The organism is Paraburkholderia elongata (genome assembly GCF_013177735.1).
In the GTDB taxonomy this organism is placed as follows: domain Bacteria; phylum Pseudomonadota; class Gammaproteobacteria; order Burkholderiales; family Burkholderiaceae; genus Paraburkholderia; species Paraburkholderia elongata.
Genome location: NZ_WOEZ01000098.1, coordinates 18,464 through 38,245, shown reverse-complemented (window position 1 = coordinate 38,245; position 19,782 = coordinate 18,464). Strand labels below are relative to the sequence as shown.

Below are 19,782 nucleotides of genomic sequence, written 5' to 3'. Positions count from 1 at the left end.
TCCATGACCGCCTCGAAAAGCGTCATGCCCCGCGCCTGCCCGTCGATGGCGAACTCGACGATCAGAATCGCGTTTTTTGCGGCAAGCCCGATCACCGTGACCATGCCGATCTTGAAGTAGATATCGTTAGGCATCTTGAACAGATGGCAGAACACCGACATTCCCAGCAGGCCCAGCGGCACGGTCAACAGCACCGCAACGGGGATGGACCAGCTTTCGTAAAGCGCCGCAAGACAAAGGAACACCACCACAATCGACAACGCCATCAACGCCATCGCCGAATTCCCCGCCAGGATTTCCTGGTAGGACTGCCCGGTCCAGTCCGAGGCAAAGCCTGCCGGCAGCGACTTGTCGACCGTGTTGTCGAGGATCCGCATCGCCTGGCCGGTGGAGTATCCTGGCGCCGGCATGCCCACGATCTCGACTGCCGAATAGCCGTTGTAGCGCGAGAGCGCCTGCGGGCCGACATCCCACTTTGCCTTCACCACACTCGAGAGCGGCACCATGTTGTACGGACTGATGGCGCTGTTGCTCACCGATGGATTGACGGGGCGCAACGCACCGCTCGGCGATGTTCCCGCACCGCTCACGCCAGCAGTGCCGCCGCTGGAACCAGACGAAGTGCCCGTCACGCCGCTCGGCGTGTAGATGTGCCCCAGGGAGTCGAGCCCCATCCGGAATGGCGCATCAGCCTGGAGGAAAACGCGCTTCACACGTCCGTCGTACGTGAATTCATTCACGTAGACGGGCGCCAGATCCATTTGAATGCTGTTATAGACGTCAGGCAACGACAGACCCATCGATTGCGCCTGAACCCGGTCCACGGCCAGCTGAAGCTGTGGTGCCTCCGGGAGCGAGTTGGGTCGAATGCCAAAAAGCTTCGGGTTTTGGCCCGCCTCCGCCAGCAACTTGCCTTCCGCCTGCGTGAGCTCGGCCCTCGATTGGCCATTGCGCGCCTGCAGGTACATATCGACGCCGGCAAACTGGCTCAGTCCACGTATGGTGGGCAGATTGACGATGAAGATCCTCGCGCCGTCGACGCCGTGCAATATCTTGTTGGCCTGCGGGATCAACTGCATCGCGCTTTGCGAACGTTTGCTCCAATCGGTGAGCTTGATGTACGCCATGCCGACGTTTTCGCTTTGGCCGACGAAGCTGAAGCCTTGGAATGCCAGGACGCCATCGATATCCTTGCCGATCGGGCTCTTCTTGAGCCTGCCGCCGATTTCGTCCATGACCTCCTGTGTACGCGACAGCGTCGCGCCAGAAGGCAGATTGACAATCGCCAGCATGAAGCCCTGGTCCTCATCGGGGACGAACGCCGTCGGCAGGCGCGTGTAAAAAACGCCGGCTAATACGGAAAGGGTGACGAACAGAATCATCCAGCGCGGCGTGCGTCGGACAATCCGGCCGACGCTGCCCACATATAAGCTGCCGAACCGGTCGAACCCGCGGTTGAACCATTGAAAGACGACGTTCGAGCTTGCATGATGCGAAGGCTTGAGGAACGCAGCACACAGCGATGGCGTGAAGGACAACGCGAGGAATGCCGAGAACACCATCGATACGGCGATGGTCAACGCGAACTGCGAATAGATCATGCCGGTCGCGCCCGGCTGCAGCGCGGACGGTACGAACACCGCAGCGAGCACCACCGTAATCGCGACGATCGCCCCCGAGATCTGGCCCATGGCCTTACGCGTGGCCGCTCTCGGACTGAGACCTTCCTCACGCATGAGGCGCTCGACGTTCTCGATCACGACGATCGCGTCGTCCACCACGATGCCGATGGCGAGAACCATCCCGAACAGGTCGAGCTGGTTCAGCGAGAAGCGCATCGCCGCCAGGCCGATAAACGTGCCGAGCAACGCGACCGGAATGACGAGCGTCGGAATGATGGTGGCCCGGACGTTCTGCAGGAAGAGCAGCATCACGAAGAACACGACAATGATCGCCTCGACGAGGGTATGCACGACGTCGGTGATCGAGGCCGTGATGAACGGCGTCGTATCGTACGGCACGGTCCATGTGACGCCGGGAGGGAAATCGCGAGACAGTGTCGCCATTTCGGCTTTGACGGCCTTGGCCACGTCGAGCGCATTCGCACCCGGCAGCAGGTAGACAGCGAGGCTGCCCGCAACCTTGCCGTTGTACGCGGCGGAGGTGCCGTAGCTTTGCGCCCCGAAGCTGATGCGCGCGACATCGCTCAGGCGAACCACGCTGCCATCAGTATTCGTCCGCAGGATGATGTCGCGAAACTGCTGCTGCGAGGAAAACAACCTATCGCCCGATACCGTTGCCGTGAAGACCTGGCCATTGACCGCCGGATCCGCGCCGAGCGAACCGGTGGCGAACTCGGCGTTTTGAGCCTGGACGGCGCTCATCACCTGCGAAGTCGAAAGACCGTAGCCTTGCAGCTTGTCGGGATTGAGCCAGATCCGCAAAGCGTATTCCGAGCCCAGCATGAAAGTATTGCCCACGCCGCTGATACGGCCAACGACGGGTTGTATCCGCGAGGCAATGATGTCGCTCAAGCGCGCCGTATCGACGGCAGGGTTGCTCGATTGCAAGCTGACGGCCATCAGAATGTCGGGACTCGCCTTCGCCACGACGATGCCCTCCTGCGTCACCTCGGACGGCAGCAGCGGCTGCGCGAGCGCCACCTTGTTCTGCACCTGCACTTGTGCAATGTCCGCGTTGGTTCCAGGCGCAAAGGTCAGCGTGACGGTGGCCGTCCCGTTGCCATTGGATGTCGAGCTGAAGTACAGCAGGTTATCAATGCCGGTCAGCTGCTGCTCGATCACCTGCGTGACCGTTGATTCCATCGTCGAGGCACTTGCGCCCGGATAGGTCGCCGTCACGGTCACCTGGGGTGGAGCAATGTCCGGATAAGAATCAACCCCGAGGTGCTGCAGCGAGATCGCACCGAACAAACAGATCAGAATGGGAATCACCCAGGCAAAGACAGGCCGATCGATAAAGAAACGTGACATGAGATACCCCTACGATTTACTGCCGGAACGATGGCCGCTCGGTGACGAAGCCGGGCCGGACTGTGACAAGCTCGTGTTTTGGTCGGTACCTCGCCAGGGTGTGGTTTTGGCGAGCATCCCCTCACGTACGCCCTGTACACCTGCGACGATCACTCGATCGCCGGGCGCCAGGCCCCCTGTCACAATCCAGTCGCTACGGTAGCTATCGTTGGTATCGACATCCTTGCGGACCACTTTGCCATCGGCGCCCACCACCATCGCGTAGGAACCGACCGTGTCGCGCTGGATGGCTTGTTGGGGCACCAGGTACACATCGTTACGCTGGCCAAGGTCAACATTGAGCGATACGTACATTCCCGGCAGCAGTTGATGCTGCGGGTTGGGTATCTGCGCGCGCAGGCTGACCGCACCGGTAGTCGAGTTCACGGAAACATCGGTGAAATCCAGCGTGCCGAGCTGGTCGTATGGCGTGCCATTGGGCAGCATGACCTGGACGGTGGTCTTGTTTTGCGCGGCGAGCGCGACATCACCTTTGCTCTGGGCCTGCTTCAGCGTGATCAGATCGGCGGCGCTGATCGTGAAGTTCACATAGAGCGAATCGACCTGTTCGACCGTGGCAAGCAATGTCCCGCCGGAACCCGCATCGGTCGTGCCGTTCCCGACAACGGCGCCGCCGGTCACCTGTTGCTGACCGGCAATACCGGTAATGGGCGAGGTCACCTTCGTATAGCCGAGATTCACGCGCGCGCCTTCGACAGCGGCTTCGTCTGCCTTGACCTTGGCAGCGGCACTGCGTTCAGCCGCGTCGGCATCGTCCACCGTTTGTTGCGATACGGAGCCGATCGGCAACAGCTTGTGATAACGCTCGGCAGTAGTGCGATCGTTGACGAAGGTCGCCTGGTCTTGGGCGAGCGTGGCAAGATCGTTGTCGAGCACCGTCTGGTAGTAGGTGGGATCGATCTGGAACAGCGTTTGTCCTGCCTTGACTTCACTGCCCTCCGTGTAGAGGCGCTTCGTCAGCACGCCCGAAACCCGCGCTGTGACATTAGCGCTGTAATAGGGCGACAAGCGTCCGACGAAGCTGTGATTCAGCGGTACGTTGCTGGGTTCGGCTTCCATGACGCCGACCTGCGGCGCTGGCGGCGCCGGCGGTGGATCGTTTTTGCCGCAGCCGAACAACGAGAGAAGGCCGATGGAGACAATGGATAGGCGTGAGCTTAGAAGTAGTGACATTATCGAAACCGTGTGAGCAAGAGTGAGGAACGGGAACAGCGCGCAAGCTTGCCGGGCATGCTGTCAGCGGCTGCTCCTGGAAGAAGTGGCGACGTCGGCAGGAGCCTCCTTTGCTTCGTCCCATCGCCATCCTCCACCCAGGCTTTTGATCAGGGTTACGCTGCTTAACGTCAGCGACGCCCGCGTGTCCGCGAGGTTCTGTTGCGCCAGCAGCAACGTGAGTTGCTGAGTCAAAAGACTTTGTTCGCTTGCGGAGCCGTACTGGAACTGCGCTTGCTCGCTCTCGAAAAGCCGCTTGTTGCGCTGATAAATATCCGCGTACGCGCGTTCCTGTTGTGCAATATGGTTCGAGGAGGACAAGCTGTCCTCAACGCTCTCGAATGCGGACAGCACCGTCAGGCGATACGCCGCCACCGATTCGTCATACGTCGCACGCGCTTCGTGCACGGCGGCCGTTCGGGCGCCCCCGTCAAAAATCGTCCCCGCCAGCTCGGGGCCGAGAGTCCAGAAGCGGTTTGGCACAGAGAAGAGATTGGCGAGCGAGCTATGCTGGAATCCGCCTTGTGCCGACAGTGTCAGGTTCGGGAAGAACGCCGCCTTGGCCACGCCGATCCCCGCGTTCGCCGATGCCACAGTGCGCTCGGCGCTCACGACGTCATAACGCCGTTCGAGCAATTGCGAAGGCAATGAAAGTGGAACGACTGGGGCGACGAACGCATAGTGCGGTTCGGACGCTATCGAAAACTTGCCGGTCGGCACGCCGGTTAGGACCGCGATGGCATGCTCATACTGTTCGCGTGACGTTTGCGTCGACTGGAGGTCGGCGACGATGACCTCGAGCGTGTCCTGCGCGGCCAGCACGCTGTCGTTCGACGACTCGCCTTGTGCGCAACTCGCCCGCGTCATATCCAGAATGCTGGCATCGATCCGCTGTTGTTGCTCGAGCAGGTCGATATCCACGTCCGCCCGGCGAAGTTCGAAGTAATCGGTCACGACGCTTGCGGCAATCGACAGACGCTGCCCGGCCAATTGCGCGTCGCTAGCCTGCGCACTCGCCTTGCTCGATTCGATCTCGCGGCGGATTTGCCCCCATAGATCGAGCTCCCAGCTCGCGGTGACGTCCGCAGTGACGGTGTTGTGCACTCCGGAATTCAAAGCGCTGCCATTTACCGCGCCTGCGCCAGAACCCGCTCCCGCACGCGACCCTGAGATACCGGCCGAGATCGTCGGAAAGAGGCTCGCGGTATTGGCGGCCACGGTGGCCTGCGCCAACCGGTACGCCGCCTCCGCTTGCGCGATCGATTGATTGGCCACGAGCGCCTCGTCCACTAGGTGCGTCAGCGTATCGTCGTGATAGTCGCGCCACCACGTGCTCGAAAGCGTTGCCTGCGGGTCAGCCTGTGCCCGTTGCCATTCGACGCTGCCCTCCTTGAAGCTTGGGGGGATATCGATCGTCGGCTTGCGGTAGTCCGGCCCCACGGCGCAACCCGCGGTCAATAGCGTCGCGGCAACCGTGCAACCGCAAAGCACGACACGCCGGAAAGCGCGCCAGCGGCATCGCGGCGCGCCATCGCGCAAGCTGCAAAGAACGTTCATGTTTAGCCTATTGATAAGGGTCGCCCGAAGGGCGAGTTGGCGCAACCAGCGAGTCCGGGAACGACAACGATGCCCGGTATGCCTTCATTGGCCGTTATGACCGATGCAAACCCGAGCCGCGAGGACGTGTCACGCACGCTCGCCGACGAGCGAGCCCGCCTTCACCGTCATGAGTTTTCAAGCGACAGGATCGCCTGTTCGAATACGGAAGTAAAATAGATTGAATTGACTAATCGATCAGTTAATCTGATCGCGTAGGGCAACATAGATCTTCGCCATCTACGCCATTTCGTTGCCGTGGCAAAAGAAGAGCTGTTTGGACGCGCCGCAAATCGCTTCCAAATCGTGCAGCCCGCGTTGAGCACGCAGATTCCTTCGTTGGAGGGGGACCTGCAAGTCTCGACCTTATCTATAATTTTTTCGCAATGCTTACTATTTAGTCGACCCGGCCCGGTCGGCGCCATGCGCCGCGCGCATCCAGTTTATGAGTTGGGCTTTTCAGATGCCTGGGTGAAAGCGTTGCAACGCGCAGCCGGGCCTTGGCGGCGCCTCACGAAACAAGAATGCGGCGCAACCTCGCCTTGAACGAGGAGTGACTGCCTCAAGGCAGTACGTTCTCCTGGGCGAAACTGGCATAGCTATTCTTGATACGCATCAACAGGTTTTGGAACAACTTGAGCTCTTCGCGCGACAAACCCGAGAGCACCTTCTTGAGCCTTTTCTCGTTCGACTCGATCGCGCGCTCAATGACTTCCTTGCCCTTCGGCGTGAGTGTAGCGAGCAACCGCCGCCGGTCTTCCTGATCGCCCACTGAGCGCACCAGCTCGTCTTGTTCCAGCGCGAACATCATTGCGGAGACGGCTGCCCGCGTGACCTGCAGCGTCGCGATGATCTCCTGATGCGGGACCAGGCGGTCCCCGGCTCCCCAAAGTAATGCGAGCACCTGAAATCTTGCTGGAGAACCTGCCGTCCCTTCCAGCCATACGTTCATCACATTAGTGACCTGTTGTGTCGTCGCTTTCAGTGCGAACACTGTTTCCAGTCGCTCTACGGCAGCCGCCGGAAATCGGCGAAGGTATGCGTCGCGCAGATACGGCGGGGGAAAAATCATTTCGTCTGCGGAATTTGTCTTGTCCAAAGCTGCTCACCTCTCGATCTGCCTATCAGGCACAAAACAGTATCGTACCTGACAAAGTACCGCTCAAATTAGTATGAATAAAAACTATATACTGACGAATTGTCAATCGCTTGACAAATTTATTTGCGAAAAATAGGATGTGTGCCTAGACGGTCGTATACGCGGCTTGCGGTGGGCGCAAGCCGGTTTCCCGTTCAGGAGTTGCAAACATGACCGACGTACAGACGCGGGAGGACGTTCAGGCGCAAGCTACGCGCGCACCTCGCATCCGCAAGCACAAGATCGTTGTCGCGGCGATAGCCGGTGGCATTCTGGCCGCCGGTGGCATCGCGTACTCTTTCATGAGCGGCAACAAGGTTTCAACTGATGACGCCTACACCGACGGGCGGGCCATTACCGTCGCTCCCCACGTAGCTGGCTATGTCGCTGCGCTCAATGTGGCCGACAATCAGTTCGTCCATCAAGGGCAGGTCCTCATTCAGGTTCAATGCACCGACTACATGGCGGCGCGCGCTCATGCGCAAGGCGATCTCGAATCGACTGAAGGACAACTGGCCTCGGCGCAATCGGAACTAGAGCTCGCCAAGATCAGTTATCCCGCACGGTTTGATGAAGCGCAGGCAACGCTCGACACGCAGCGCGCCAACCTTTTCAAGGCGCAGTCGGAATTCCTTCGTCAGCACGAGATCCCCAAAGAAGCCACGACATCGCACGATGTCGACTACGCCACTGCTGAACGAAACGCGGCTGACGGGCAGCTAGCGGTGGCTCAGGCAGCGAAGCGCATCGCTGAGCCTGTCAGCCTGAACATTGCCGACGCCAAGGCACATGTCGAGCAACTCCAAGGGGCGCTCAAGCGCGCCCAGGCCGACCTCGACGGAGCAAATCTCAACGTGGGCTGGTGTGACGTCAGGGCGCCGCAAGACGGATGGGTCACCAAGCGGCAAGTGGAGAAAGGGGACTACGTGCAGGTGGGACAACAATTGTTCTCCATCGTCAGTCCCGAGGTTTGGGTCACGGCGAACTTCAAAGAGACCGAACTCACGCACATGCGTCCGGGGCAACAAGTATCGATTGCCGTCGATGCGTATTCCAATCTAAAGCTGAAGGGGCATGTCGATAGCATACAGCTCGGTTCAGGCGGCAAGTTCACTGCGTTCCCAGCCGAAAACGCCACGGGCAATTTCGTCAAGATCGTTCAGCGGGTCCCGGTCAAGATTGTGATCGACTCCGGCACGGATCCAAACCGGCCCCTTCCTCTTAATCTTTCGGTCGAGCCGACAGTTGAGTTGCGATGAACACGATAGCCGAAGCCCAAGCCGCGGCCTGGAAGCCGCGCGCCAATCCCTGGTTGATCGCGGTCGTCGTGACGATTGCCGCGTTCATGGAAATCCTCGATACGACCATCGTTAATGTCGCCTTGCCTCATATCGCGGGGAGTCTTTCGATCAGTTCCGACGACGCTACGTGGGCGCTCACGTCGTATCTGGTCGCCAACGGAATCGTGCTCACCATCTCGGGATGGTTGGGATCAGTGTTCGGGAGAAAGCGATACTTCCTCATTTGCATCGCGATGTTCACGGTTTGCTCGCTGCTATGTGGTCTCGCACAGAGCTTGCCCCAACTGATCGTGTTCCGGCTGCTGCAAGGTTTTTTCGGGGGCGGCTTGCAACCGAATCAGCAAGCGATTGTGCTGGACTCATTCGAGCCCGAAAAACGCGGGGCAGCCTTCGCGATCACGGCAATTGCAACCATTGTGGCTCCCGTGCTCGGCCCGGTCCTTGGCGGCTACATCACGGACCACGCCTCGTGGCGTTGGATATTTTTCATCAATATTCCGGTAGGCATTTTTGCCTGCTTTGCCGTCGGCGCTCTCGTGGAAGATCCCCCTTGGGCAGTCAAGCAGAGGCGATCAGTCGACTACGTAGGCTTGTCGTTAATCACGCTCGGGCTGGGCTGCATGCAGGTCATGATGGACCGTGGCGAAGACGAGGGATGGTTTGGGTCACCTTTGATCGTTCGATTGACAATCCTTTCGGGTCTCGGGATCGCAGGCGCCATCATCTGGTTATTGAGCGTAAAAAAGCCGGTTGTCGATCTCCATGTGTTCAAGGATCGCAACTTCGCGATCAGTTCGATCCTGATCATCGGCATGAGCGTCATCCTCTATGGGACGTCGGTGCTCATACCGCAGTTCGCCCAGCAGACGTTGGGGTATACCGCGACGTGGGCCGGACTGGTTCTCGCGCCTGGGGGCGTCGCGATCATGCTGCTCATTCCGCCGGTCGGCCGTCTGATGAAAGTCGTGCAATTGCGCTATGTGATCGCGATGGGTTTTGGAATCATGATGCTCGCGCTTTGGTATAGCAATACGATCGTGCCTTCGATCGATTTCCGCACGCTTGCGATGATGCGTTGCGTCCAAAGCGCTGCATTGGGATTTTTGTTCGTCCCGATCAGTATCATGTCTTTTCACAGCCTGCCCAAATCGCTAAGTGCCGACGCGGCGGCACTGTTCGTGATGTTCCGCAACGTGTCCGGTTCAATCGGCATTTCGGTTTCCACTGCGCTCGTCACGGAGCGTACGCAGGCTCGCCAGGCTCATTTGTCGACCTGGTTGACGCCACTCAATAAGTCTTTCAGTGAACTCGTCGCCCAGAACGAGGCGACACTCCGTTCTCTTGGCTGGGCCGCAAGCAGATTACATAACGAAGCGGTCTCGCTCGTGTTTAGTAACCTCCAGCTTCAATCTGCCGTGCTGGCGTACGCCGACGTTTTCATCTACGGCGCTGTCGTTGCTGCCGCAATGATTCCGCTGGCAACGCTGCTTTCGCCAGTCAAAGATAGCGACCGCCAGTCCACGCCGATGCATTGATGGCATTTCCCACTATCGAGAGTCGACGTCATGAATCTCCTTAAGCTTCAAATCGCCGCGGCCGCCGTGCTGCTGGCCGGCTGTACCGTAGGACCCAACTTTGGGCGGCCGGAAGCCAAGCTGCCGACGAACTGGTGCGCGTCGGCATGTCAAGCGAACGAGGCCGGCCAGAGTCGCGTGACCTCGCAGCCTGTCACTTCGGCATGGTGGACCTCGTTCAACGATCCAGAATTGCTAAACCTGGAGAATGCTGTTGCTGGTGCCAACCTTGATCTCAAGGTTGCATCACTCAGGCTTGCCGAGAGCCGCGCGACGCGCACCGTCACGGCGGCGGACCGGTATCCTTCCGTCGAGGCCAATGCCGGCGTCACCCGCGAACGCTCGAGTGCCAATGGCGTTTTGAGTTCCGCGGGTACGCTGGCTCAAGCGCCCAATCCGGCTACGGCTGCAAACGGGAATAACGGGCTGACGGTAACCCCCAATCAGGGTAGTAATGCGTCTCCCTTTAACGTCTTCCAGGTGGGCTTTGACGCGTCGTGGGAACTGGACCTCTGGGGCCGGGTGAGTCGAGAAGTCGAAGCTGCCGACGCATCCGTCGAGATTCAGGCCGATGCGCGTCGCGACCTGTTGCTGTCGACCATGGCCGAAGTCGCACGCGACTATATCCAGCTACGCGGCACTCAATCCGACTACACCATCACGCTCGAGAACCTGAACGCCGCCAAAGACATTGAAAGGGTCACACGCGAGCGGAATGCTCACGGACTCGCGACCGAGTTGGACATCGCTCAAGCAGCGTCCCAAGTATCGAGAGAGGCCGCTCTTGTGCCTCAACTGAAACAGCAGGAGGAAGAGACCATCAATCGCCTTAGCTTCCTGCTTGGCGAAGCCCCTGGTGCGCTGCGAGCTGAGCTTGAATCCAGCAAGCCGGTGCCGCCAACGCCACCGGTGGTCCCTATCGGCATCCCGTCAGAACTGGCCCAGCGCCGGCCGGACATTCGAGAGGCTGAGGCAACGCTGCATCAGGCAACCGCGGAAGTTGGCGTCGCAAAGGCAGACTTCTATCCGAGAATCACCCTCTCGGGCAGTGCCAGTCTGCAGGCACTCCAGTTCAGTCAACTGGGAGATTGGGCGTCTCATCAGTTTGCAATCGGTCCATCGATTACTGTGCCGATCTTTGAGGGTGGGCGATTGAAGGGTACGCTCAACCTTCGCAAATTGCAGCAGCAGGAAGCAGCAGTTACTTACCAGAGGGTCGTGCTATCTGCGTGGCACGAGATCGACAACGCCCTGACGCAATATTCATCGCAACAGCTCCGCCGCGACCAACTGGAAGCAGCCGTCAAGGACGATCAAAGGGCACTCCGCCTGGCTCAGGCGCAATACGTTGCCGGTACAGGCCCATTCCTTCAGGTGCTCGATGCACAGCGGAACCTCCTTTCGGGGCAACAGGATCTGAGCGATAACATCACCGCCATCTCCACGACGCTGGCCTCTCTTTACAAGGCACTTGGCGGCGGGTGGGAATCGACTTATCCCGAAGCGGCTTCTGCGAACGTGCAATGAATGAAGACTCATCATCGTTCATCCAGATCTGACGCTGTAATGGAGGGCCGCGAAACACTGTCATCGATCGAGGTGCGGTTCCCAGTACGCAACGGGCTGTCGCGCTTCACCGAAGACGCCACCGGGAAGGAGGTCTCCCACCCGCCACCGAGTGCCTTGAAAAGGCCGACGAGCGCGAGCGAAACTTCTGTGGTGCTGACGGCTCTCGCCTGCTGCGTATCCAACAGATCCCGCTGGACCGTGAGGACGTTCAGGAAGTCCGTAGCCCCAGCAACGTATTGAAGGCGAGCGTTCTCAAGCGCCACCTGATCCTGTACTACCGCGGTGTCGAGCTTCACCTGCCTGGCCTGACGTGTGTCGTAATCGCTCATCGCGTCGTCGACCTCGTGCCAGGCGTTGAGCACGACACGCTGGTATTCGATCATTGCCTCTCGCTGTTGCGCCTTGCGCAGCTCGAGTTGCCCTTTCAGCCGGCCTCCCTCGAATATCGGCACGGTCAGCGCCGGACCTACGCCGAACATGTGCGAACTCCATTTGTCGAGATCGTCGAAATGCATGGCCTGAAGACTCAGGTTCGCCGAGAGCGTGATCCGCGGATAGAAGTCTCCGACCGCCGCGCCGACATCGGCTGTCGCCGCGTGCAAACGCGCTTCCGCCTCCGAGATATCCGGACGACGCTCGGCCAGCTGTGAAGGGAGTCCGACGGGCACGCGAGGCGGCACTGGAGGAATGGGATGTACGGTATCAAGTTCGCGCTCCAGCGTTCGCGGCGGTTCGCCAAGCAGGAAGCTCAGCGCGTTGACGAGATGGACGCGCTGGTTTTCCAGCACCGGCAGGCGTGCCTCAATTTCACTCACCTGCGCTGCAGCCTCTGCGGTTTCGAGGTGCGTTGCCACCCCGTCAGCCAAGCAAATCTGCGTGAGCGCCAAGCTCTGGCGTGCGATCTCGAGGTTTTGCCGAACGATGGCCTGTTGTGCCTGCACCCCCCGCAGCTGGATGTAATCGCACGCCGTCTCGGCCATCGCCGACAGCAACACGCCGCGACGCAGGTCAGCACTCGCCTGCACCGACGCGTCAGCCGATTCGATCTCGCGGCGCACGCGTCCCCAAACATCAAGCTCCCATGAAGCGTCGATTCCCGGCTGCCAGACGTTATAGTCACTCTTGCCGTTCGACCCGGAGATGTCCACAAGCCCATTCTGGCTCGAACGCGCGTGCTGATACGACGCGGAGCCCTGCAGCGCGGGCAGTGCGTCGGCACCGGTCATGCCACGGGCCGCTCGCGCCTGCATGAACCGTTGCGTGGCGACCTTGACATCGAGGTTCGCGCCCGCTACGCGCTCGACGAGTGAGGAAAGCTCCGCGTCCGAGAACGCTGTCCACCAGCGCGCGTCGACATCGTCCGGTACCGTCAGACTGCGATCGACCGTGAAAGCCTGGGTCGCGTGGTCGGTCCACTGTGCTGGCAGCACGGCCTTTGGCTCGTGATAGTCCGAACCGACGGTACACCCGGCAAGTGCCGTCAAAAGCGCCCCTGCGGCGATTCGTGCCCTGAGCATGCTCATCGTGCGACGCCCTCCTCGCCTTCGTCCACATGCGAGCCTCCCATGTGAATGGTCGCCTCGACCGACATGCCCACTCGAAGTCTCCGCAACGCAGGCTGCCCGGGACGCAGTACGATCTTCACCGGAATGCGCTGGACCACCTTGGTGAAGTTGCCTGTCGCGTTGTCGGGTGCGATGGCGGCAAAAGTTATGCCGGTGGCCGGCGCCAGGGTGTCCACCGTTCCGTGCAGCACAACGCCTGGAAGGGAATCCACGTGAATATCGGCCGCCTCTCCGCGACGCACCGAAGTTAGCCGTGTTTCCTGGAAATTGGCGATAACGAAGGCTTGCTGCAGCGGGACCACCGCAAGCAGTGGCGTTCCCGCTGTGACATAGGCCCCGAGGCGCACCGAGCGTTGGCCGACCATGCCGTCGACCGGCGCCACGATACGCGTCCACGACAGGTTCAGACGGGCGGTGTCCAGTGCCGCCAGTGCTTGTCCGAGGGCCGCTTGCGCCCGCTGCCGGTCGGACTGCAGAACCGCGATCTGCTGCCGTGCGGCCTTCACTGTGGCTTCGTTGCGGGAAACATCCGCCTGCGCGGTATCGATGCGCGATTGTGCCTGCTGCGCGTTCTGGACGCTTCCCGCGCCGTGACTCGCCAGGTCCGTGTAGCGGTTGTAGTCGGCCCGGGCAAAAGTATAGTTCGCGCGAGCCGCGATCAGCGCGGCATCCGCCTGTTCGATAACGGACTGCTGCTGGACGATACTCGCCGACGCATTGTCGATAGCGGCTTTCGCCATTGCGACATTCGCCTCCGCGGAAGCGACCGCCGCCTTGTAGTCCCGGTCGTCGATCTGGGCGAGCAGCTGGCCCTGGTGGACAACCTGATTGTCATCGACCGAGAGGACCGTGACCTGGCCTGCCACGCGCGGCGAAACCACGGTGAAATCGGCGGTCACATAGGCATCGTTGGTCGTCTGCGATGACGACGAAAAGACAAATCTTGCGACCACTCCCGACACCACAATCACGATCAGGACGGCGGCGGCAGCGATATAAAGCTTTCTTCTTTGAATGGATTCAGACATGGCTAAAACGAGACGTTATCGGGTCGAGTTGCTGGCGACGGCACAGGGCGGATAAACACGCGGGGCGATCAACGGAATCAGCACAATCAGCGCTACGGCAACGAGCGCCATCAGCCGGAAGACATCGGCCGAAGCGAGAACCATCGCCTGCTCCCGCATCCGCTCGTCGAGAAGCTGCAGAAAGGCGTGGTGAGGTAGTCCTGTCACCCGGGCGAAGCCGTCGTTTGCCATGGCCAGCGCATGCGGCCGGTTACCCAGCTGGTCAACGAGCACGTTCGAATGAAAATGTTCACGCATGGCGAAAAACCCTTCGGTCACGCCTGTGCCCACAACCGAAGCGAGCCCCTTGATCGTGTTGAACCACGCGGAGGCGAACGGCCCCTCGGCCGGCGCCATTCCGTTGGTGGCCAGCATGAGAAGCGGAATGACCGCCATCGGTTGCGCGAAGATCTGAATGATCTGCAATACGTAGAAGTTGTCACGCACCCAGTCCGACGTGAGGTAGCTGCCGACCCCGCACGTCAACACGATCAGACCGATGCCCGTGGCCAGAATCCAGCGGCAGTCAATCGCGCGAATGTTGCACAAGGCGGCGACCAAAGGCAGCGCCAGCAGTTGGGGCAACGCCACGCACAATGAAAGGGGTGCGCTCTGCAAGGGCCGATAACCCTTCACTTCGGCAAGATAGGCTGCGGGAACGCTCGCAACCGCGACGAATATGAGCAGGACACCGCCGAGTGTGATCAGAGCATGGGTCAGGTTCATCCGTGCCAGCAACTGGATCTTCAAGAACGGCAATGGATGGAACCATTCGTTCACCAGAAACAGCACGAACATGATCGCGGCCCCAATGAGCAGAATGCAGAGGCCCCAGGCGATCATCAGAATGGAAAGCAAGCCGAGAGGCGCTATCTCCCAGAACAGGAATCGCCAGTTAACGTATTCAGTCCACCATGCTGCGAGCGGCGTGCCAAGATTCGGGGCGAACGTAGCGGTCAACGCGTAGGCGCCAAGCCCATACAGCTTGATCCCCGGGGGCAGGAAACGCAGCGCGACCGTCATCAGCATGGGCGGAAGGCAACCACCGGCGAAGCCCTGCAGCACGCGCAATACGTAAAGCGCGCTGGTCGAGAAGGCAAACGGAAAGACGAGCCCGAGCACGGCAAACACCGCAACCGCACCGATCGTGAAGCGCCTGAGGGAGAAAGTCATCGCGCACCAGGGAGCAAACATCATTGCCGACACCTGGGTCACCTGATAAAGCGTGGATAGCCAGGAGGCATCGTCATGGCTGATCCCCATGGCGCCGCGGATATCGCCCATCGCGATTTCGGTCACGTGGTCGTTGATCTGCGCGATCACAACAGCGAGGAGAATGCCGCCCATGCCGACGAGAATTCGCGCACCAAACGCCGGAGGCGAAGCGGCATTGGCGGGAGCTTTCGAAGGAGACTCGGTCTGCCGGAGCGCAAGCGCGACATTGTTCATGTGCGCCACCACGTTACGACCCGCCACAGCATGGACGCCACAACGGCGTCGATCGGCATGAGCATAGACTTCACCGTTCCCCTTCTGCAGACCACATATCAATGCGGCAAGTCTAGGTACGGCGGATCAATACGAAAATTGAAATCTTTGCACTACTGCCGTGCGCCAAACGCACTCATTGCGCAGGCAACATAACGCCGGATGCGCCGTTCACGTGACCGGCGCACAGTTCGCGAATGATGCGTCGGAGCCACTGATGCGCACTATCGCTCTGAAACCGCGGATGCCACGCCTCTACAACGACCACCGTCTCGAGCGGCAGCGGCAGCTCGAACGACCGCGCTCGCAGACCCATCCGCCGTACCTCCCACGCAACGTGCTCGGGTACGGTCAGGATCAAGTCCGAACTTCCGAGCATGAAAACGCCGGAGTGGAACGTCGGAGCCACGAGGGACACCCGCCGCGATAGGCCCAACCGCTGCAGGGCCACATCGATCGGGCCGTTCGGGCGCCCACGCCGCGACACGCTGATCTGTTCGTATCGCGCAAAGCGTTCCGGCGTGATCTCGTGATCGAAGATGGGGTGCGCGTCCCGCGCCATCCCCACGAATTTCGTCGTGAATAGAGATTGGACGTGAACGTCCGTACCCATCGGACGCATAGCGCTGATGTACAGGTCGACCTTGCCGTCCTCCAGCACCGTGTCCTCCCGGTCCTGCTCTGGAGAAAAGCGCAGCAGCACGTGCGGCGCCTCGGCACAAAGCCGCTCCATCAGGGCCTGACCGAACGCGCTGATGAAGACATCGTTCGCGTGCAGATTGAAATCTCGTTTGAGAGACGGCAGATCGACTTCCCGCTCAGGCTCCAGCAGCCGGCGTGCACTCTGCAACGACTGATGAACCTGTTCTCGCAACGTCAGTGCGCGCGGCGTGGGGACCAATTTGCGCCCGACCTTGACAAAAATGGGGTCGCCGATTGTCTCGCGAATGCGCGCCAGGGTGCGGCTCATCGCCGGCGCGCTCAGGTTCATGCGGCGCGCGGCGGCCACGACGGATCCCTCTTCGAGCAGCACGTCAAGGGCAAAGAGAAGATTGAGGTCAGGAAATTGCATGACAGAGGAGTGTTGTTGCTGCGAGAAGCGGTTCAACGCGCAGCCGGGCCCTGGCGATGCCTCACGAAGCAAGAAGGCGACGCAACATCGCCTTGAACAAGGCATGCTCATCCGGGCTGAAGTCGGCCAGCACTTCGTTGTAGACATCCGTGATTATCGCTGGCATCTGCTCAGCTACGGCTTGGCCTTGCGGCGTCAAGACGAGTCGAATCATGCGCCGGTCCAACAGGCAGCGTGCTCGTGTGAGGAAGCCGTTTCTGACGAGACGGTCGATCAGGCGTGTGATCGCGGTTGGGTCGACATTACATTCGCGCGCAATTTCGCCGGCATGCGAAAGTCCATACCGATCGACCAGATACAGCAAACGCCCTTGCGTCGCCGTGACATTGAGCGCTTGCATCGCGCGCCGCGAGATCGAGTTTGCCAGCACGGCATTGGCTCGGGAAACGAGGTAAAGAAAATCGCTGCCGATTTCGGCATTGTCGAAATCGGTCCGCGATGTCGTATTGGGAGTCGCCATTGTCTTTCACTTATTCAACACGCCGTTCGTCTGATGGCGATGGTGACGCACGAAGTTCGTGCAGCATGGTGAGCTTTCATAGCTTCTGCCCGGTTATCGAAATTCATTGAGTTTTCGAGGGACAGGTTCGCCTGTTTGCAGGCGGATGTAAAATAGATTGAATTGACAGATTGATCAGCTAATCTGATCGTTGGAATTAACATGGACCTTCGCCATCTACGCTATTTCGTTGCCGTCGCAGAAGAAGAGCATTTCGGACGCGCGGCAGAACGCCTCCACATCGTGCAGCCTGCGTTGAGCATGCAGATTCGTTCGCTGGAGGAGGAACTCGGCGGGTCGCTTTTCCAGCGCACCAGCAGGCGCGTGGTACTGACCGAGGCCGGCAGCATTTTGCTTGCGGATGCGCGGCGTCTGCTCGCGCAAGCCGACCGGGTGCGTTCGGACGTCCAGCGTTCGCTGAAGGGCGAAATCGGCAGTGTGCGAATCGGCTTTGTTGGATCCGCCGTCTACGGCGGCGAACTGATAGACGACTTGCGGCGCTTTCGTCAGCTCTACCCGGAAGTGGAAGTGCACCTGGACGAAGTCCCGCCGCAACAACTGGCCGAAGCATTGCTCAACGGCGAATTGGACGTCACCTATGGTCCGAGCGTCTTCCTGGCTAGTGATTCACGATTTCGTGCAGAGCGCGTGGGGCGCTGGCCACTCGCCGTCGCGGTGGCGGACGACCATCCCCTCGCTTCGAAACGGCGTGTCTCGGCGCGGGACCTGCAAGCCGAGCAAATCATCCTCCCCGTGACTGAGAAAGATGGGGAGGGATCCGTGGCGACGGTGCGTGCGATCCTGGGTGACGATGTTCGCATCATCGAAAGCGCATCAAGCACGACCGCTCTGTTCGCCATGGTGGCTGCCGGACTGGGAGTCGCGGTGATTCCCGCTGTACTCTCCAGGATGGCGATGCCCGGATTGAGCATGCGGCCTCTCTCCGGCGTCTCCAATTTCGCGGAACTCGTCCGACTCAGTCGAGCCGACGAGACGAGTGGCGCAGTCCGTGCCTATATGGACTGTGCACGCAGCCTGAAAGGCGCCCCCGCGTTCAAGCCGCGCACGACTTCGGATCACTGACCGCTCGGCTGCATCCTTGCGTACACACCGGCGTTTTTTGGCTTCGAGAGGACCCGGCGCAGCATAGGTTCGAACGCCTCCAGCGGCATGCACTCCAGCTCGGGATTGAAGGCTGCACCGTCGTAGAGCGCGCAAAACTCGGCGGTCTGCTTGAAGTAGGGACTGTCACGATGCTCGTCGCGCATGTTCTTGTCCAGGCCCAAATGGTGGAAGAAGTAGTATCCCTGGAAAATTCCGTGGTGCTTGACCATCCAATGGTTCGCCCCGGACACGAACGGTTGAAGAACGACCGCCGCAAAGTCAGGGTGATTGAAGGATCCCAGAAGGTCACCCAGGTCGTGCAGCAAAGCGCAGACAACGTATTCTTCATCACGCCCATCGCGATAGGCGAGCGTAGCAGTCTGCAGCGAGTGGGTAAGGCGGTCCACAGGAAAGCCGCCGAAGTCGCCCGCCATCAACCGCATGTGCGCCATGATCCGATCGGGCAATCGGGAGACGTGATCGTTGTAATGCGCCATCAGGGCGCGCCAGTCTTCGGCCGTGGAATGGCCGATGTGCGTAAATGTGGGCTGGTGGCCAGTGATCATGATGCCTTCCGCGAAGATTCAGGTCTGGGCTGCTGCGCGGCGGCATTCACCGCCTCGATGAAGTAAGGCGTCAAGGACGCGACATCTCCCGAGGCGTAGCCTTGGCCTATCGCCTGCATTACCTGAGCCATGGCCGCCTGCATCCCGGGAATCGGCACGTCAAGGGCTGCAGCTTCGGCAGCAATCGCGTGCATATCCTTGTAGAGGCCGGCCACGTCGAATGCTGCGGTCGAATTCCCTCCCAAGACGACCTCTTTTTTGGCCGGCAACATGGCAAGGGCGGCCGGGCTGTCGATCACTGCCTCGAGCATGAGTTCGCGCGGCAGGCCACTACGCTCGGCCAACGCCAGGCTCTCGCCAAGCAGCTGCCAGTAGCTGCAAAGAATCAAGTTCAGCGACAACTTCATCGCCGCGCCCAACCCTACCGATCCCAGCCACCACTGTTTGCGGGAGAAGGCCCTGAGAACCGGTCCCAGTAACGGCTCGTCACTCGCCGGCGCACCAACCATACTGACCAACTGGCCGGCCCGAGCCGGCCCGACGGTTCCAATAACAGGCGCGTCGGTATAAACGCCCCCATGTCGCGCGACGATGCCCGCTACCTGGCGGTGCGTGCTTGGCCGCACCGTGCTCATTTCGAGAAATCGACGGCCATCTGCCACAAGTGCGAGGCGCGCATATAGGTCGAGCACGCTTGCGTCATCATGAAGCATGGTGAACACGAGATCGCTGGTGCGTACGAGCGCTTCGGGGCTTTCCGCAAGCGTGGCGCCCGCCGAAATGACGGGTTCACACCGCGAGGCGGTACGGTTCCATACCGTGACGCTGAAACCGGCACCCAGAAGCCGCGGCACGATCGCTTGGCCCATGCGCCCGAGGCCGATGAAGCCGACGTGTTGGATAGTGTTCATTTTCAAT

Annotated in this window: 16 protein-coding genes; 5 read left to right on the top strand and 11 right to left on the bottom strand. The window is 60.2% G+C overall.

The annotated features are described in order from the left end of the window. From GNZ13_RS19325 to GNZ13_RS19315, 3 genes are all read right to left on the bottom strand, one after another. Positions 1-2,993, bottom strand: a 2,993-nt coding sequence (locus GNZ13_RS19325; RefSeq protein ID WP_172167211.1) for an efflux RND transporter permease subunit, incomplete at its 3' end; no start/stop codon positions are given. Between the two features lie 9 nt (positions 2,994-3,002). Continuing rightward, positions 3,003-4,112 carry an efflux RND transporter periplasmic adaptor subunit gene (locus GNZ13_RS19320; RefSeq protein WP_236002083.1) on the bottom strand — a complete coding sequence of 370 codons (1,110 nt, stop codon included), beginning with the start codon at positions 4,110-4,112 and terminating at the stop codon, positions 3,003-3,005. A 177-nt stretch (positions 4,113-4,289) separates the two neighbouring features. Further along, positions 4,290-5,822: an efflux transporter outer membrane subunit gene (locus GNZ13_RS19315; RefSeq protein ID WP_172167207.1), complete on the bottom strand. Its 1,533-nt coding sequence runs from the start codon at positions 5,820-5,822 to the stop codon at positions 4,290-4,292. Positions 5,823-6,086: 264 nt separating this feature from the next. On the opposite strand from GNZ13_RS19315, the gene GNZ13_RS54305 reads away from it, so the two are divergent. Beyond that, positions 6,087-6,407, top strand: a complete 321-nt coding sequence (locus GNZ13_RS54305) for a LysR family transcriptional regulator (protein WP_172167217.1) — start codon at positions 6,087-6,089, stop codon at positions 6,405-6,407. A gap of 16 nt (positions 6,408-6,423) precedes the next feature. On the opposite strand, the gene GNZ13_RS19305 is transcribed toward GNZ13_RS54305, so the two are convergent. Continuing rightward, positions 6,424-6,960: a MarR family winged helix-turn-helix transcriptional regulator gene (locus GNZ13_RS19305; RefSeq protein ID WP_172167205.1), complete on the bottom strand. Its 537-nt coding sequence runs from the start codon at positions 6,958-6,960 to the stop codon at positions 6,424-6,426. 209 nt (positions 6,961-7,169) lie between these two features. Between GNZ13_RS19305 and GNZ13_RS19300 the strand changes: the two genes are divergently transcribed. Genes GNZ13_RS19300 through GNZ13_RS19290 form a run of 3 tightly spaced genes read left to right on the top strand, consistent with a single transcriptional unit; the run spans position 7,170 to position 11,401 of the window. Next, a complete protein-coding gene (locus GNZ13_RS19300) occupies positions 7,170-8,258 on the top strand; it encodes an HlyD family secretion protein (RefSeq protein WP_172167203.1) in 1,089 nt (362 codons plus the stop codon). Further along, the gene (locus GNZ13_RS19295) at positions 8,255-9,835 is read left to right on the top strand and encodes a DHA2 family efflux MFS transporter permease subunit (protein WP_172167201.1); all 1,581 of its coding nucleotides are present in this window, start codon (positions 8,255-8,257) and stop codon (positions 9,833-9,835) included. Before GNZ13_RS19300 ends, GNZ13_RS19295 begins: the two co-directional genes overlap by 4 nt. Positions 9,836-9,865: 30 nt before the next feature. Then, a complete protein-coding gene (locus GNZ13_RS19290) occupies positions 9,866-11,401 on the top strand; it encodes an efflux transporter outer membrane subunit (protein ID WP_172167199.1) in 1,536 nt (511 codons plus the stop codon). Positions 11,402-11,412: 11 nt separating this feature from the next. Here the strand turns inward: GNZ13_RS19290 and GNZ13_RS19285 are convergent, their stop codons facing one another. The 5 genes from GNZ13_RS19285 to GNZ13_RS19265 all read right to left on the bottom strand — a co-directional run bounded on the left by GNZ13_RS19285 (position 11,413) and on the right by GNZ13_RS19265 (position 17,155). After that, on the bottom strand, positions 11,413-12,966 hold the full coding sequence (locus GNZ13_RS19285; protein ID WP_216674928.1) for an efflux transporter outer membrane subunit: 1,554 nt from the start codon (positions 12,964-12,966) through the stop codon (positions 11,413-11,415). Further along, positions 12,963-14,036 carry an HlyD family secretion protein gene (locus tag GNZ13_RS19280; RefSeq protein ID WP_172167198.1) on the bottom strand — a complete coding sequence of 358 codons (1,074 nt, stop codon included), beginning with the start codon at positions 14,034-14,036 and terminating at the stop codon, positions 12,963-12,965. Before GNZ13_RS19280 ends, GNZ13_RS19285 begins: the two co-directional genes overlap by 4 nt. Positions 14,037-14,051: 15 nt before the next feature. Then, on the bottom strand, positions 14,052-15,524 hold the full coding sequence (locus GNZ13_RS19275) for an MFS transporter (protein ID WP_172167196.1): 1,473 nt from the start codon (positions 15,522-15,524) through the stop codon (positions 14,052-14,054). Between the two features lie 175 nt (positions 15,525-15,699). Further along, on the bottom strand, positions 15,700-16,635 hold the full coding sequence (locus GNZ13_RS19270) for a LysR family transcriptional regulator (protein ID WP_172167213.1): 936 nt from the start codon (positions 16,633-16,635) through the stop codon (positions 15,700-15,702). Between the two features lie 61 nt (positions 16,636-16,696). After that, positions 16,697-17,155, bottom strand: a complete 459-nt coding sequence (locus GNZ13_RS19265) for a MarR family winged helix-turn-helix transcriptional regulator (RefSeq protein ID WP_172167194.1) — start codon at positions 17,153-17,155, stop codon at positions 16,697-16,699. Between the two features lie 201 nt (positions 17,156-17,356). Between GNZ13_RS19265 and GNZ13_RS19260 the strand changes: the two genes are divergently transcribed. Then, complete coding sequence (locus tag GNZ13_RS19260; RefSeq protein ID WP_172167192.1) at positions 17,357-18,277, top strand: LysR substrate-binding domain-containing protein; 921 nt, start codon at positions 17,357-17,359, stop codon at positions 18,275-18,277. On the opposite strand, the gene GNZ13_RS19255 is transcribed toward GNZ13_RS19260, so the two are convergent. Then, positions 18,271-18,864, bottom strand: coding sequence for an HD domain-containing protein (locus GNZ13_RS19255; protein WP_172167190.1), 594 nt, complete (start codon positions 18,862-18,864; stop codon positions 18,271-18,273). The genes GNZ13_RS19260 and GNZ13_RS19255 overlap by 7 nt on opposite strands. Beyond that, entirely contained in the window at positions 18,861-19,775 is a 915-nt protein-coding gene (locus GNZ13_RS19250) for an NAD(P)-dependent oxidoreductase (RefSeq protein WP_172167188.1), read from the bottom strand. The genes GNZ13_RS19255 and GNZ13_RS19250 overlap by 4 nt, the downstream gene beginning before the upstream one ends. Positions 19,776-19,782: the final 7 nt, after the last annotated feature.

Excerpts from the sequence above, each read along its gene's own strand:
- GNZ13_RS19300 (WP_172167203.1), top strand. The coding sequence starts at position 7,170 with ATGACCGACGTACAGACGCGGGAGGACGTTCAGGCGCAAGCTACGCGC.
- GNZ13_RS19290 (WP_172167199.1), top strand. The coding sequence starts at position 9,866 with ATGAATCTCCTTAAGCTTCAAATCGCCGCGGCCGCCGTGCTGCTGGCC.
- GNZ13_RS19255 (WP_172167190.1), bottom strand. The coding sequence starts at position 18,864 with ATGATCACTGGCCACCAGCCCACATTTACGCACATCGGCCATTCCACG.
- GNZ13_RS19275 (WP_172167196.1), bottom strand. The coding sequence starts at position 15,524 with ATGAACAATGTCGCGCTTGCGCTCCGGCAGACCGAGTCTCCTTCGAAA.
- GNZ13_RS19285 (WP_216674928.1), bottom strand. The coding sequence starts at position 12,966 with ATGAGCATGCTCAGGGCACGAATCGCCGCAGGGGCGCTTTTGACGGCA.
- GNZ13_RS19320 (WP_236002083.1), bottom strand. The coding sequence starts at position 4,112 with ATGGAAGCCGAACCCAGCAACGTACCGCTGAATCACAGCTTCGTCGGA.
- GNZ13_RS19265 (WP_172167194.1), bottom strand. The coding sequence starts at position 17,155 with ATGGCGACTCCCAATACGACATCGCGGACCGATTTCGACAATGCCGAA.
- GNZ13_RS19295 (WP_172167201.1), top strand. The coding sequence starts at position 8,255 with ATGAACACGATAGCCGAAGCCCAAGCCGCGGCCTGGAAGCCGCGCGCC.
- GNZ13_RS19315 (WP_172167207.1), bottom strand. The coding sequence starts at position 5,822 with ATGAACGTTCTTTGCAGCTTGCGCGATGGCGCGCCGCGATGCCGCTGG.
- GNZ13_RS19270 (WP_172167213.1), bottom strand. The coding sequence starts at position 16,635 with ATGCAATTTCCTGACCTCAATCTTCTCTTTGCCCTTGACGTGCTGCTC.
- GNZ13_RS19260 (WP_172167192.1), top strand. The coding sequence starts at position 17,357 with ATGGACCTTCGCCATCTACGCTATTTCGTTGCCGTCGCAGAAGAAGAG.
- GNZ13_RS19280 (WP_172167198.1), bottom strand. The coding sequence starts at position 14,036 with ATGTCTGAATCCATTCAAAGAAGAAAGCTTTATATCGCTGCCGCCGCC.
- GNZ13_RS19250 (WP_172167188.1), bottom strand. The coding sequence starts at position 19,775 with ATGAACACTATCCAACACGTCGGCTTCATCGGCCTCGGGCGCATGGGC.